The organism is Amycolatopsis australiensis, assembly GCF_900119165.1.
GTDB classification, from domain to species: Bacteria; Actinomycetota; Actinomycetes; order Mycobacteriales; family Pseudonocardiaceae; genus Amycolatopsis; species Amycolatopsis australiensis.
Genome location: NZ_FPJG01000006.1, coordinates 6,593,687 through 6,607,870 on the forward strand (window position 1 = coordinate 6,593,687; position 14,184 = coordinate 6,607,870).

Below are 14,184 nucleotides of genomic sequence, written 5' to 3' on the forward strand. Positions count from 1 at the left end.
CGCGGGCGGCCCCGCTCGGGCGAGTGCGTCCCGACCGGGACACCCCGCACTCCGCTCCTTCTCCACCGCATCGCGGAAAGGGAGAAGGAAGTGGTGCGGGGTTCGTGGCCGGTCACCGGATCTGCTCGGTGACCGGCCGGCCCGTGTGAAGGAGCCCTTCGTGACCAGCACGATGCATCTGCCGACCCAGCGCGACACCGACGACCCCACCCCCACGACCATTCGAACATGGGAGCCCTTCTTGCGAGCTGAACGCATCATCGACGAGACCGGCAGGAGCCTGTGGGAGCTTGCCGACGAGCGAGCGAGTCTGGAGCTTCCGAACCGGTTCCTCCGCCATCTGCACAACCGGTCGATGTCGCCGACATGCGATCGTGGCTATGCCGGGGACCTGGCTCACTTCTTCCGGTTTCTCAATGATGGGCGGTAGACGTCCACGATGTCGGAACCGTGGTGATCGCTGGCGTCCCGGATTATCTGGTGCGCCTTCCCGCTCCAATAAGGGACAAGCAGCAGACGCTCGCTGCGGTGACCAGTGACAGCAACGGGCCGGGCTGGCGCCGCGCGGCAACCTCGACCAAGCGAACTCTCGCTGCGGTGTCCAGCTTCTTCGAGTTCGTCGTCACCGTCGAGGTGTACGACGCGGACAACCCAGTTCGCAAGGTCGACGACCACGCGCTCAGCCGCGTACCCGAACGTCACCGGCCGTTCATGGGAAAGGCCACGCCCGGTCCTTCGTGCAACGCGAGTCAAGACCATCCGGGCACTGCGACGCCCTCTGGCCGGCGCGGATGTCGACGTGCTGCTCGCGGCGCCGCGCACGAAGCGGGACCGTGCGTGTTGCCTGAGGAAATTTTCTGAAGGTTGATCCGCGAAGTGGCATCACTTCGGCTTTCGCCTGCCGCCGCGTGACCTCCCAGCGCGAGGCGGCCCGGCTCACCCGCGCTCGATGAGCAGGCCCGCGGTGTCGCGTGCCCGGGCGATCGCCGTAGGAAGGACCCCGGCGGACCCCGCGACCAGTGCGCCCTCGAACAGTATCAACAGCGACTCGGCCAGCCGCTTGGGCTTCGGCAAGCCCGCGTCGCCGGCCAGCTCTGCGAAGATGTCGAGCAGCCAGCGCTTCTGTGCGACGATCACCGGCCGAGCCGGGTGGCCGGGGTCGGGCAGCTCGGCCTGCGCGTTCACGAACGCGCAGCCCCGGCTGTTCCCGGCGTTCCAGCTCTCCAAGGCGTCGAAGACCAGCAGCGGCCGGCGTGCGGGCTTCATCCTCGGCGCCGCCTCGAGGGTGGCCAGCACGTGGGTCCGCCAGCGCTCGTCCCGGCGCCGCAGGTACAACGTGACCAGGGCGTCCTTCGAGCCGAACCGATCGTACAGCGTCTTCTTCGTCACCCCGGCGACGGCCGCGATCAAGTCCACGCCGACGGCGTGGATCCCGTTGTCGTAGAACAACTTTTCGGCGGCCGTGAGGATTCTCTCGGCCGCCGGTGTCAGCGTGACCTCGGGCATGCCCTTGACAGTACACCAACCGGTATACCTATGATCAGGTAACCATACCGGTCAGTATACTCGAGAGGATGGCGAATGCGCTCCGAGGCTGTCGCCGGCGCCGGGTTCGTGCTGATGTGGAGCTCCGGCTTCATCGGCGCCACCCTCGGAACCAGGTACGCCGCCGCGGAGACGCTGCTGATGTGGCGGTTCCTGTTCGCTGCTGGGCTGCTGGGCGGCTGGTGGCTGCTCACCCGGCGGCGCCGGTTCTCCGTGCAGGAACTGGTGGTCCACGCCGCGCTCGGCGTACTGTCCCAAGGGGCCTACCTGGCCGGCACGGTCTGGTCCGTGCAGCTCGGCGTGCCGGCGGGCACGGTCGCGTTGATCGCCGCGCTGCAGCCGATCCTGGCGGCGGCGCTCGCGCACGTGCTGCTCGGCGACCGGGCGGCACGTCGGCAGTGGGCCGGGCTGGTGCTCGGGCTCGGCGGGGTGGCCCTGGTCGTCGGCGGTGACCTGGCCGGCGGATCCGGTGCGGCGCCGTCCGCCTACCTGCTGCCGTTCGCGGCGATGCTCGCGCTCGTCGGCGCCAGCTTTCTGGAGCGGAGCGCGCCCGAGGGCTCGTCGCTGGCGGACACCCTGATGATCCAGTGCGCGGTCAGCGCGGTGCTGTTCACCGGCGTCGCGCTCGGCACGGGGCACGCCGCTCCCTCGGCGTCCGGCCCGTTCTGGTTCGCGGTCGCGTGGGTGGTGGTGCTGTCCACGTTCGGCGGCTACGGCTGCTACTGGCTGGTGCTGCGGCGCGGCTCGGTGACGCGGGTGTCCACCTTGCTCTACCTGACCCCGCCGACCACCATGCTCTTCGCGTTCCTGCTGTTCGGCCAGCGGATCGACCTGCTCGGTTTGCTCGGTCTCGCGGTCTGCGCGGCGGCGGTCGCGCTGGTGCTCGCCCCCCGGAACCGGCCGCCCGGCAGCAAGAGCGGGCCCGGCAAGCACTCGCCGTCGCGGCGGCAGGTCGACGCCAGGGAATAACACTACGTCATTGCGTGCTCACAGCGGTCTCGCACCCCGCACTCGCGTCGATCGATCAGCTCTGCCACCCGTGCTCCCCGGTCCAGTACTTCATCGCGCGTACGGGGTGGATCGGTGGGTGCCCGAGCTGGGCGGAAAGTACGACGCGCGGAAATGCTCATGAGCGTGCTCGGTGGGATGAGCGAGTCAGAACGCCAGCACGTCCAGGCTCGTGTCCGTGCGGCGATGGACGCGCAGGTGGTCAACGAAGGGCGACACCAGGGCGGCCGAGCGCCGTACGGGTACGTCGTCGTCGATCGTGGGCCGCACCCGAATCCGCGAAAGGGCTGCTGAAGGGTTCCGGCGTGGAAGGCGTCGGTGACCGCGCGACCGCGAAGGGGTTCAATGAGGAGCGAGTACCTGCCCTTCGGAACGCCGGCCTGACCAGAACCGGCACTGGCTCGCCGATGGCTGGCAAGGGAGCACCGTCCGGTCCATCCTGGAGAATCCGCGGTACACCCGGGTATGCGATCTTCGGGCGATGGACCAAGCACGAGACGCTTCTGAATCCGGATGACGTCGGCGCGGGGCACGTCGTGCGGTTCAAGCGCGCAGCGCCGGATCACGTTGTTCGGTCGCGGCGACCCGCGCACCCGGAGATTGTTTCTGTCGAGGCGTTCACGCAGGCGCGGTTGATGCGCCGGTCCCGCGCGGCCGGCGGCTTGCCCGGGATTGCCAAGCTCGAACGGAATCGGGCAGCCACGAAGCACACGTACCTGTTGAAGAGGCTGGTGCGGTGCGAGATCTGTACCCGGAAGATGCAGGGGGCGGCGATCCGGAAGAGCGTCTACTACCGCTGTATCGCTCGGACGATGGCGCCGGGCTCGGCAGCGCTGGCCGATCACCCGAAGACGGTGAACCTGCGAGAGGACGTCGTAGTCCCGCCGATCAACGAGTGGTTGTGTCAGATCTTCGACCCGGACAACCGCGACGAGACGGTACGGCTGCTGACCGGGTCACAGGACGGCCGAGTGGACGGCCGACGCGCCGCCGCCGACAAGCGGATGAAGGATGCCGAGGCGAAGCTACGGCGACACCTGGCAGCGATCGAAGCGGGCGTGGACCCCGTCAACTTCGTCGAGCCGATGAAGCGCGCACAGGCTGAGCGGCAGGCCGCGATGGAGGAGCTGAAGCACCTACCGGACACGCAGGGTCGACCTGGCGGAGGTGTACGCGATGCTCGACCAGCTCGGCGACGTCGCGAGGCACCTGAACTCGCGGGCCCCGGAGAGGGGCGTGCAGGTCTACCGCGACCTGGGCCTACAGGTGGTCTACGACAACAAAAAGAGGCAGTCACTGTGACTGCCTCTCCCCGTGTGGGTAACGTGTGTGTCCGAGGGGGGACTTGAACCCCCATACGTGGAATATCTCCCGTGTTTGGGGAGATCATGCACTCACGGTAGCACAGAGTCACAACTATTTCGTGGCTGCGGCGACCCTCACGTCGGCGGAAGCTGGTCGGCGGCGAGGAGCTGCGCTCGTTCACCAGCTGCGCGATGAGGCCTGCCCGCGACGCTTCCGTCGCCCGCTATGTGCGAGTAGGAAGGCCCGCTATCCGGACCGGAGGGTCGTGGGAACGCCCGCAAGTTTGACGAGTTGCGCAAGGACAGCGGCTCATACCAACGACGGGGGGCTGCGAGTTGTGACCCGTATCAGCCGTCGTTCAGGCTCCGTGCGCCCACCACTCCATCGCCAGGCTCTTCCACCAACCCGGCCAAGACTGCAGATCTGCAATCATCTGCCACGAGATGAGGTTGTTGCGGATGGTCAGCGTGGACTTGTGTCCGGGACCCAGTACGCGCTCTGAATCCGCCAGGAGGGCTTGCAAGTCCGCTACGGCGCCAGCCAGGTCGCCTGCATCGCCGCGCCAGGAGGCGAGGTTGTTGCGAGTGATCAGGGTGTCACGATGGTCGGAGCCGAGTACGCGGCACTCGTCGGCCAGTACCGACTCATACTCGGCCTCCGCGCGGGCCGGGTCACCGCCCTCGCCGCGCCACCGGGCAAGCATGCCACGGATAGCCAGGTTCTTGGGATGGTCCGAACCCAGGATGCGCCGCTGGTCGGTTAATAATGCCTCGAGCTCGGCGACGGCGCCGCCCGTGTCACCGGCCTCGCCCCGCCAGGAGGCGAGGTTGGCGCGGGTGGTAAATAGGGCGGGGTGGTCGGCTTCGAGCACACGTCGCTGGTCGGCCAGCAGCACTTTCGCTTCGGCGACGGCACGGGTCGCGTCACCGGCCGAGCTTCGCCAGTAGACGAGATTATTTCGGGTAGTCAGAGTGCTGGGGTGGTCGGGGCCGAGTACACGCTGCTGCTCGACCAGCAGCATCTCGTACTCGGCAATGGCGCCGGGTACGTCACCGGCCTGGCCCCGGAAGCTCGCGAGGTGTCTGCGTGTGATCAGGATGGAGTAGTGGTCAGGACCCAGCACACGCAGTTGGTCGACCAGCAAAGCTTCTAAATCGGCAAGGGCGCCAACTGCGTCACCGGCATTACCCCGGCAGGAAGCGAGGTTGCCGCGATTGCAGAGGGTGCCCAGGTGATCGGGGCCTAGTACGCGTTGATGGTTGGCGAGGAGCTGCTCGTACCCGGCGATGGCGCCGGCTGAGTCGCCTGACTCGTCGCGCCAATGGGCGAGATCGTTGCAGATGGCCATCACGAGATCGTCGTCCGACCCAAGCGCACCTTCGGCCGTGGCTCGCAGTGCTTCGAACTCCGTGACAGCACCGGATGCGTCGCCAGCCATCCCCTGCAAACGGGCGAGATGGCAGCGGGCGGCCAGAGTCTGGAGATGGACTGACCCCAGCCGGCTGGTCGCGTCCCGACAGAGGCGCAGAAAGTGGGTGGCTGAGGCGGTGATCTGCCCTGATTCGGCCAATGACCGCCCGATGCGGAATAGCAGCGGGTGGTGGTCGGGTTGGGACAGGGCCGAGACGGTGACGGCGTCGAGGGCTTCGCTGCAACTGCGCAGCGTCCGGGCTACGCCGAGGTCGGCGGTGTCGAACTCGGGCCAGAGGTCTAGCAGCGCATCAGCCGTGAGCCGGGCCAGGTCCCCGACGTGCGCCGGGCTGAGGGCGTCGCGGACGGCACGCTGGACCAGCGGGTGCACCGCCACCGCCCGACCCGGCCGGGTGGGGTCTAATGTGAGGAGATTGAGCCGGTGCAGACACGCCAACCCGTCCTGGACCGCTTCTTGATCCACCTCACGCCCTACTGCCGTGGCCAGGCAATCCCGGATGACGGTGCCGGTGAACACCGCCAACGGACTACCGTGCGGATCCAATAGGCTGGCTACCTCGAGGAGCGGGCGGGCCAATCCCCGGGGCCGGAGCCGGTCGGCGCGTTCGATGGACAGCGACCAGGTCGCGTCCACAGTCGCCGCGTACTGGTCAGGCAGCTCGGCTGAGCTGGGCAGAACATCTGCGAGCGTATACCGACGGTCCGCCAGCCGCCGCCGGTAGCCGGCGACGGTGAGCAATGGCTTGTCGTGCAAGAACGCCACCGCCTGCGACAGCGCCAGCGGTAGCCGTCCGAGGTCTTCGGCAAGCCCCTGAAGCTGCATCCGCTCCACCGCGTGGACGGCGTGGCCGGCCAGCGCCTTGGTCAGGAAGTCGATCGCCTCGGTCTCCGTGTAGACACCGAGCTCGATGACGCGGTGCCACATGCTGGTGGCTGTGTTCAACGCGGCGTCACGACGCCGGGAGGTCAGCAAGATCTCGCCCGAGTCGTTGTGTGGAGGCCACAGTCCATGCAGATCCTGCGGATCCTGCACGTCGTCGAGCACCATCAGCCAACGTCGGCTGGTGGCAGCAAGCCAGTCCCTCAGTAATTGCGCGGCTTCCTCAGGAGCCCGAAGGGCAATGTCGGGTATCGTTCCGGACAGCACCTGCCGCGAGGCTTCCGCGTAGGTGCTGACCACCGCGTCGCGGGACAACACCGGCATCCAAACTGCCAGGTCGATGGCGCTGTCAGGCCATACCGACCACGCGTGGTGGGCGGCGAGCTGCGACTTGCCCACTCCGCCCAGCCCGGAAACCACCACACTTCGGCCGCGCGCCCCGGTTCCGCCTGGCGCCAGGGCTTCCGCCAGCTGTCGGCGAGCGTCGCGGTGCTGGTAGTGGTCCGCGACCTGCGGGGGCACACCCAGGCGCACCGGCCATGCGGTCCTCACGCCAGGCACGTAGAAGGTGTTGCGCTGGACGTTGTTGTCACCGACCTGGGCACCGAGGTTGTGGTCGACGGCGAACGTCTCGCCGAGCGGATACTCGGATGGGCCCGTGCGGGGAAAGCGGCGTCGAGGCACAGTAGCTCAGGAGGTGAAGGTGTTGGTCTGCGTGTTGTGGTCCCCTACCTGGACTCCCTGGTTGTCCCGCACCTCCACCTGCCCATACCTCCTGTCCGAAACCCCCGCGAGGCCGGTCAACTCTAGGACGTGCCGCGCTGCGGCGACGAGCTCGTCGTCCAGCTCGACAGCGGCTGCGGACAACGCCGCCGCAAGCTCGGCTTGGTGCGCTTCAGGGACTGCCAACCCTGCTTCCAGTACAGCTTGTCCGTCCTCGGACGTCGAAGGGGAGCGTCGCACCGCTCTGAGCGTCAGCGACTTCAATCCCTCGTACCCGTCCCTCACCGCAGCCGAGGCCGCACCACCCGCACCCGCGGCCGCCCCAGCCGACAACGCGGCGACCACCAGCCCTACTGATTCCAGCAATTCCTGCTCTCCTGACTTCCCAGCTCAGTATGAACCGCGGCCGCATCCCAGCCAGGACGACACTCCTGACAGTGTCGAGTCCACGGGCCATTACGACCGGTATGATCACCACGGCTCCAAATTGAAGACCTCACGGCACGCGCCGGCATTTGGTGCAACACAACGATGTTCAGCGTCCATCAGCTCCACGAGCGACCCCATTCGACTCGGTCGATGGTTCATCGGCTGGATGGGTCCATCCGTTCTTGGATGCCTGCCGCTCCTGCGACTCGGTCAGCATCGCATCAGCAAACTGCTGTCCTCGTTCAGCCTCGCTGAACCTCGCCATGACGTCGCGAACGGAGTTGCCCAACATAACCAGCTGTGGTGGTGTCAGCTTGTCACCGAAATCGATGAGCGTCTTCGCCGCTCGCACCCAACCACTGTCAGGCTCCCATTTTCGCACCAGCTCCACCAACCGGTCCGGGTCTCCAGCAGGTGAGGATCCGGTAAGCCGCGGCGAGGGCGGCAGCAACACGAACAGCTCGGCCGCAGCAGGATCCCGCAGACACTCCTCCCGAAGGAACCGCATACGCGCTTTGATCTGCCGGTGCGCGACCTCGTCGAGTTCGAGTTCGTGGCGGGCATGTTCCACTCGCATCGCCGCTTCCAGGTCCTCCGACCGTACTCGGACAACTACGGTCGCCTCCCGAAACTCTGCACCCGGCACCGAGAACGGAACCCGCTCCATCAGCCGGTTCGCCAGCAGTTGCCGCACCGCTTGCCACCGCACCAGCGAAGACCGGCTCGTCACATCCTCGAATGCCTCTCGGACATGGTCGGCGCCGGCCGTGCCAACCTCACCGTTCTGCGCTGCGTTGGCTATTGCGATGCCAAAGAACCGAATCTGGACATCGAAGTATAGGCCGACATCCCGGCTCGGCAGGTACTCCCGGTGCTCCCACCTCTCATTGGGTTCACGGCCTCGATTCCGCCATCGCGTCATGCCCAGCTGCCCGAAGCCGCGCCGTGAGAAGCCATGAAGTCGTCGTCCACCTTCCCGGTGATGAGCGTGTAGAGCTGCTCGCGCTGCTCCGCCTCAACCGAAGGACGTTTGCTCCACTGGCGTACCAACCCCGTCAAGCGGTTCCGCGGCGACTCCTCGCCCGCGATCTCCGGCCCCCGCACCGCCCGGCACAAGATGTCGGCGATCCGCCCGCGATGTTCCGGGAACGCGACCGCCGCCTCGAGCCAGAACGGCAGTACCTCTTCCAGATGGTCGTCACTGTTGCCCGGCGCCAGCAAGCTGCGCCAACCGCGGGCGAGGTCTTCGACCGTGGGCGCCTGCTCCTCGCGCTCGACAGGTTCGATCAACAACGACGGCTGCCGCGAATCGGCCGGAGGACTCATAAGAGCGAGCGTGCGGAACGACTGCCGACCGGCAGCAGCAGTCTTGTTGTCGCCACACCATCCGATGACAGCCGCGAACAAGGCGTGCCGGACACTCTCGTCGTCCCATAACGTCTGCACGGCCTCCCTCACCGCGCCGACAACGCGCACATCGTCAGAGTTCGCCGCATGCTTCAGCCGGATGAGGGCCTTGCCCGTGTATTTCCTGCCGAACTGCCGGGAGCAGATCTCTGCCACGGCCAGCTTGCAGGGTTGCTTGCTGCCCGGTAGCGCATTCGCCCAGGTCAGCAGCATCGGGTGAATACTGCGAGCGGTGCTCGGCTGCACCGCCGCGTGATCGAGGACGTCGATGAACTCCGACCACACCACCCCTTGGTCGTACCACTCTTCCGCGATCCGCGTGAGCGGCTGGGCTCGTCCCTGCCGGACTGCCCAGTCGACCGCCAACTGGGAGATACGCGCCGCCAACGCGCGTCGCTGTACCTCGGTGAGGGATTCGAGCGCTTCGTGCTTGTGTGACTGCACAGCCCGCTCGGCCAACCAGTCGAGAAACAACTTGCGCGACAACGGCCGGTCGACCCAGAAGTACTGTAACGCCGCGTCGTCCCAGCCAACGCGATCGAACACGACCGTGCCATCGTGGGCGAGGTCCGCCTGCACCGCATCGACCAAGTCGATCACGCCAGGCACGTCCTGCCCGGTCGATGTCTTTCGTCCGTGCCTCTCCCCCAGCGTCTGCCCCAGATCGGTGGCTCCTGTGTACACGTAGGCGACAGGTGCCCCCTTCTGGACGGCCGCCGAGATCAAAAAATTGCGCTCCATGCCGGTCCGCCCCTGCGCGCGATGCCACTCCAGCAGCCGCTTGTGCCAGTTCAGGCGCGCTTCGACGACCACCTCGACGCGCTTGCTGAACAGCCAGTCGGCGCTGCGCACCAGTCCGCCCTCCACCCCGCGGTTCGCTTTCGGTGCGCCATCGTCCTCGAACGCCGACTCCGGCATCTGCTGCGCGGCGACGATGAGCTCGACGATCTCCTGTACTTCTGCCGGGACCTGGCCGGTGATCAAGCGCGCTACCTGCCCGTCGGCAAGCCATTGCTCGACCGGGATCTGGCTGTCTCGCACACGTAAGGCTCGGCGGGCGATCTCCTGCGGGTCGACCCGACCGTCCCGGATGGTGACAAGGCCTGGAACCTGCGCTTGGGCGCGGTTCCACTGCTCGACGCTCATCACCATCACCATCCAGCAGGACTGGCTGCGCAGCCTCTCCTGCAGTGCACGCAGGCTGCTGCCGAACGTCGAGTGCAGCTTGAACTCGGCCTCTTCGGCGGGAACCTCGACCACATAGGCCCGGTCACGGTGTGGCGGCAGCTGCCTGACCGGGAACGTCGACCCACCACCAAAGCTCAGGGCACCGACCTTGACCCCGCGCTCCTTATGGATGGTCGCCAACAACGCGTGCGCCGTAATGAACCGGCCGCGATCCTGATCCAGGGCGACGACCAGTAGGGGTGAGTCCAGCCATTCGGCGACACGGTTGCCAAACCCGGCCGGAGGTGCGAACAGCTCCAGCACGGCGGCCAGGTAGCCCTCGTCCGCGTCGAACCGCTCAAGACTCTCCTGCAGATGGTTGACAATTTTGATCGCAGTGTTTTCGCCTGCGTTGGATTTCGCGATCGCCACTGCCCTGCCTGCAGTGGCCAGTGCGTCCGCAGTCGCTGCCGCCGCGGCCGGTGACACCGCGTCCACCTCGGACAGAGCAGCCGCAACTGCGTCATCGGATGCCTCACTGACCGCAGCCGCCGGTTCCGCGCCGCCTGATTCGGAACCAGCACTCTCGCGCCATGCCACGACGTCCCAGCGATGGTCATCCGGCCGTGCCGGCTCCGGCTGGCCCCGGCGATCGTCGCGAAACAGGCTCATCCCAGCCTCCGCTCGATCCGCATTCCGGTAACCTCGCCGCCAGCCTTGACCGTCCTCGTACGGACTCGCACATCGGCACGCCCGATTTCACCGATCTCCTCGGCGACCAGCCCTGTCACTGTTCCCTCAACGTCGTCGCTTTCAACCTCCACCGCCACGCCAGCCCGGGCCACAGCGGCAATGTCGATGGGTCGGCCCTCGATACGCTGCAGTTCGTCCAGCACAGTCTCCAAGTGCCCGACTAGCTTTGCGTCGTCAGACCGCAACGGCAAGCCATGCTCGTCGTAGACCTCGAGCGCATTCATCGCACGCCTCATGCTCTCCACCGACTCACGCTCAACCGCAGTTCCGACGAGCCCTTCCGCACCGTCCTCCACTTTATCCCCGGTCGCGTTACGCCGATCCAGAAACGCGCTCGCCCGATCGAAAAGGAACTTGAATGCGGCCGCCATCATCGGCCCCGTCATGGTCGCCAGAGACACTGCGTCCGACATACCATCCCTCCCCATGCCCTCACCGACCAGCACAGTCAGCCCGAACAGTCTGACGCCGGATCATACGAAAGACAAGCATCGCAGACGTTCAGCACCTAGCAAAACGCATTTGACCCTAATTCTTCCTTAAATTGCCGACCGAGCCGACTCCGATCATCTGTTGACAAAAAGTGGACAGGAAGGTGAATAATCGCAAGCCTGCACGTGCAGGTTCACGACCGCCCGGAGTCAGGGTCACCCGGGCAAATCAACGCCTCAGGCTGCCACCCCCGTTCGAACCACCCGCACCAGCTGAAACGAGCAGTCCAGGAAAGTCTGCCTCTGACCTGCAGCTCGGTCGACCGCGCCAGGTTGGCGAACTACTCGGCGCGGACGAAAGGAGGGACCAATCGGTGCCAGTTCAGCGGCGACAGCTCCACTGCAGGTGGAAGTCGATCAAGTCTATGACTTCCTCGCCGGTCCGGTGCCCGAGCAGGACCGCGCCCGGCAAGAGTAGCCAAACAGCACGAGTCACTATCGGATCTGGTCACCCGGCTACGGCCGCACCTCGTCGCCGCGACCCGTACCCCTCGCGTTGGAGTATCGCGGCACTGCACCTCTGCCTGACGGCGTCAGCCGGGCCTGCCCGCCATCGAGCATCCTGCCCTCGGGGAGTCACCGGCCTCCCCTCTCGATGGCACGGTCACCACGACCGCGGCCTCCGTCGGACCGTACTCGTTCACCGCCTCATCCGCTCCGCGTGGGGTGCCGCCGCGCCCGGGCCTGGACAGCTGTTCGCCGGCGCCGGACGTCGAGTCAGTTCGCAGAGCCGAGCAAACCCACCCTCCCCAGCAGGGAAGAGACCTGTTCGGTCGCGAGCGTCATCGACTCAGGACCACGCAGGTCTCCGTCCGCGTGCGGGTGGAGGCCGAGTATCGTGCTTTCGACCTGATGAGGCACCGATTCGATCGCGCCGCGCAGAAGATCCTGGGCCGCGGTCAGGAGATCAGTGCCCCAACGCTCGACCGCCTCGTCACCTGTGTCCACGTCCTCCGCCCCTTCGGTTCCGGTGAGCACCCCGTCCTCGGCGAGCAGATCCAGGCTGGACTCCAGCCAGGGCTTCCCGTCTCCCAGCCGCACCCGCCGGGTGACCGGGTCGTACTCCACCCGCACGCAGTGCTCGGCCCGACGCAGGAGCAGATCCTCCAAACCGCCGTCCCAGGTCGATCGCTCCAGCTCGACCCAGCCCGCGCCGGACAGCGTCGAGCCCACGACGTCGAGCACCGAGTCCGCGTACTCGGCGAACCCCGTCGCCCCGTACAGCTGCAGATACGCCTCGGCCACTTCATCCTGGCCGGTCATGGCGCCGGATGTCTGGCCGGCTTCGATCAACGGCGACAACAGAGCGTCGAGCTCCGGCTCGACCGTCTCGGCGCAGCCTCCGCGATGACACCAGTCCGGCCCGGGGCAGGACAGCGTCACCCGGTGCACGGCGTCGATGGCATCCGTGCCCGCTCGGGACCGGGTGACGCACAGCAGATGGCTGTGCAGAGGCCCCGGATATCCCGACAGCCCTTCGTGAGCGTGGAACGCGCCACCGGAAGCGTAAAGGATCAAGCCGCTGCCGCGCTCGTGCGCCCAGCCCGCGAAGGCGGCTCGAGCTGTGACCAGCACTCCGGCGTCCGAAGTCGGATCCCAGGCGTCGAGCCGCCACCGCCGGCTGAACCGCCAGTCCCCGGCCGCCGTGAGGGCTCGCGCGATCACCTCGGGCGAGTCGTCGACCACCCGGACGCCGCCGAGGGTCGCGCACGTCGCCAGCAGCTCGCTCGCAACCCCCGGATCGTGTGCCGCCGGCACCGGCCCGGTTCGCTGCCGGGGCCACCAGCACGTCTCATCGGGAACGAGCGCTTCGTTGGCTGCCGCATCAAGGTGCAGCTCACCGAGTACTCCCTCGGCACCAACCGTGCCCAGGACAGCGTGCAGCACCATTTCCAGCTCGCCGATTCCTCCGGTGAGCACCGGGACTTCGGGTCGGTCTTCGTCGTCCGTGGGCAGCTGGACGGTGACAGCACCGAGCTCGGGAAAGCTTGCGACCACCGCCGAGACCGAAGATGGCTCTTCCTCGGCGCCGGCCGAGGGCAACGGACGGCCGTACCGGTCGACCGTGGGAATCCAAGACGGCCGGCGCTCGTGCCGGCGTTTGATCCGGTCGAGCTCGTCGAGCAGTTCGCCCTTGGTGGGGTACGACCGCAGGAACCCCGTCGCCGCCGGACGAACCAGCTCGGCCAGTTCGGCCTTGGCCAGCTCCTCGGGGTGCTCAGCGACGTCGATGACCACCTCCGGCTTGGCCACCACAGCGAGCTGGACCTCGATCGCCGCAGCGAACCGGGCGGCGAAACCGCCCCGGGTCCTCTCGAACGCGATCCTCGCAGGCTCGATATCGACATCGGCGCCCACGAGCGTCGACAACATCGTCTCCAACAAGGCGTTGTGCGTCACGGGGCTCACCATGGGCTCAACATACTTGATCAGCGAGTCACCGGAGACCGGGTCAGGTGAATCGGACGGCCGTTTTCAGCAAGCCGGGATTCGCGCGGAGTTCTTTCAGCCCGACCGTTTCCTGGGGGATCCGCGCGCGCTGGTGGAGCAAGTGTGTCACGGCTTCGTGCATGTCTTCAGGGAGCCCGGCGGTCAGTGCGGATACATCGACCGACCCACGGCTGGATTTGTCCGGCCGGGCGGTGCCGTGGTCGAGCAGCCGCCAGCCGGTGAGCGACTCCGACTACGTCACTCGATTCGCCTCCATGGCCGCGACGCTCACTCAGCACGAACAGCTGGTCCAGCTGTTCACCTCACGGCCAGCCCGCTCAGTGGTCACTCAGTAAGGCACGTCTAGGGCGCGTCTGGCAATGCCCTGGTCCTGGTGATCACGGCGGGCAGGACGACCGCGGCGCGGTAGACGATGGCGAGCTTGTCGTAGCGCTCAACCGCCGGCGTTTCCCGGCCGCCGTCCCTTCGATTCACTCCAAAGGTGAAGCTCCCAAGGACGGCCCGCCCACCCTTGGGACCGCGTGGCCCGGCTGTCGAGGCAATTGCGCGCGGCGGCGGTCACCACATATGCCTGCGATGGGCGGCCCTCCGACG

At 66.9% G+C, this 14,184-nt stretch carries 10 protein-coding genes; 4 read left to right on the forward strand and 6 right to left on the reverse strand.

The features are described 5' to 3' along the window. Positions 1 to 160: 160 nt before the first annotated feature. Positions 161 to 430 carry a hypothetical protein gene (locus BT341_RS32105; RefSeq protein WP_143168704.1) on the forward strand — a complete coding sequence of 90 codons (270 nt, stop codon included), beginning with the start codon at positions 161 to 163 and terminating at the stop codon, positions 428 to 430. A 20-nt stretch (positions 431 to 450) separates the two neighbouring features. After that, complete coding sequence (locus tag BT341_RS44625) at positions 451 to 861, forward strand: hypothetical protein (protein WP_143168705.1); 411 nt, start codon at positions 451 to 453, stop codon at positions 859 to 861. Positions 862 to 936: 75 nt separating this feature from the next. On the opposite strand, the gene BT341_RS32110 is transcribed toward BT341_RS44625, so the two are convergent. Next, a complete protein-coding gene (locus tag BT341_RS32110) occupies positions 937 to 1,506 on the reverse strand; it encodes a TetR/AcrR family transcriptional regulator (RefSeq protein WP_072479825.1) in 570 nt (189 codons plus the stop codon). A gap of 75 nt (positions 1,507 to 1,581) precedes the next feature. Here BT341_RS32110 and BT341_RS32115 point away from each other — a divergent pair, with 75 nt between their 5' ends. Together BT341_RS32115 and BT341_RS44630 are read left to right on the forward strand one after the other, a co-directional pair. Further along, positions 1,582 to 2,514 (forward strand): DMT family transporter, encoded by a 933-nt coding sequence (locus tag BT341_RS32115; protein ID WP_072479826.1) that lies wholly within the window; start codon positions 1,582 to 1,584, stop codon positions 2,512 to 2,514. A gap of 344 nt (positions 2,515 to 2,858) precedes the next feature. Further along, on the forward strand, positions 2,859 to 3,902 hold the full coding sequence (locus BT341_RS44630) for a hypothetical protein (RefSeq protein ID WP_143168706.1): 1,044 nt from the start codon (positions 2,859 to 2,861) through the stop codon (positions 3,900 to 3,902). 314 nt (positions 3,903 to 4,216) lie between these two features. Here BT341_RS44630 and fxsT read toward each other — a convergent pair whose 3' ends face one another. From fxsT to BT341_RS32145, 5 genes are all read right to left on the reverse strand, one after another. Next, the gene (fxsT, locus tag BT341_RS32120) at positions 4,217 to 6,853 is read right to left on the reverse strand and encodes an FxSxx-COOH system tetratricopeptide repeat protein (protein ID WP_143168707.1); all 2,637 of its coding nucleotides are present in this window, start codon (positions 6,851 to 6,853) and stop codon (positions 4,217 to 4,219) included. Positions 6,854 to 7,427: 574 nt separating this feature from the next. Beyond that, positions 7,428 to 8,243, reverse strand: a complete 816-nt coding sequence (locus BT341_RS44635) for a hypothetical protein (protein WP_143168708.1) — start codon at positions 8,241 to 8,243, stop codon at positions 7,428 to 7,430. Further along, positions 8,240 to 10,567, reverse strand: coding sequence for a hypothetical protein (locus BT341_RS32135; RefSeq protein ID WP_143168709.1), 2,328 nt, complete (start codon positions 10,565 to 10,567; stop codon positions 8,240 to 8,242). The genes BT341_RS44635 and BT341_RS32135 overlap by 4 nt, the downstream gene beginning before the upstream one ends. Then, on the reverse strand, positions 10,564 to 11,061 hold the full coding sequence (locus BT341_RS32140) for a hypothetical protein (protein WP_143168710.1): 498 nt from the start codon (positions 11,059 to 11,061) through the stop codon (positions 10,564 to 10,566). The genes BT341_RS32135 and BT341_RS32140 overlap by 4 nt, the downstream gene beginning before the upstream one ends. A 795-nt stretch (positions 11,062 to 11,856) precedes the next feature. Continuing rightward, positions 11,857 to 13,539, reverse strand: coding sequence for a hypothetical protein (locus BT341_RS32145; protein WP_143168711.1), 1,683 nt, complete (start codon positions 13,537 to 13,539; stop codon positions 11,857 to 11,859). Positions 13,540 to 14,184 lie beyond the last annotated feature (645 nt).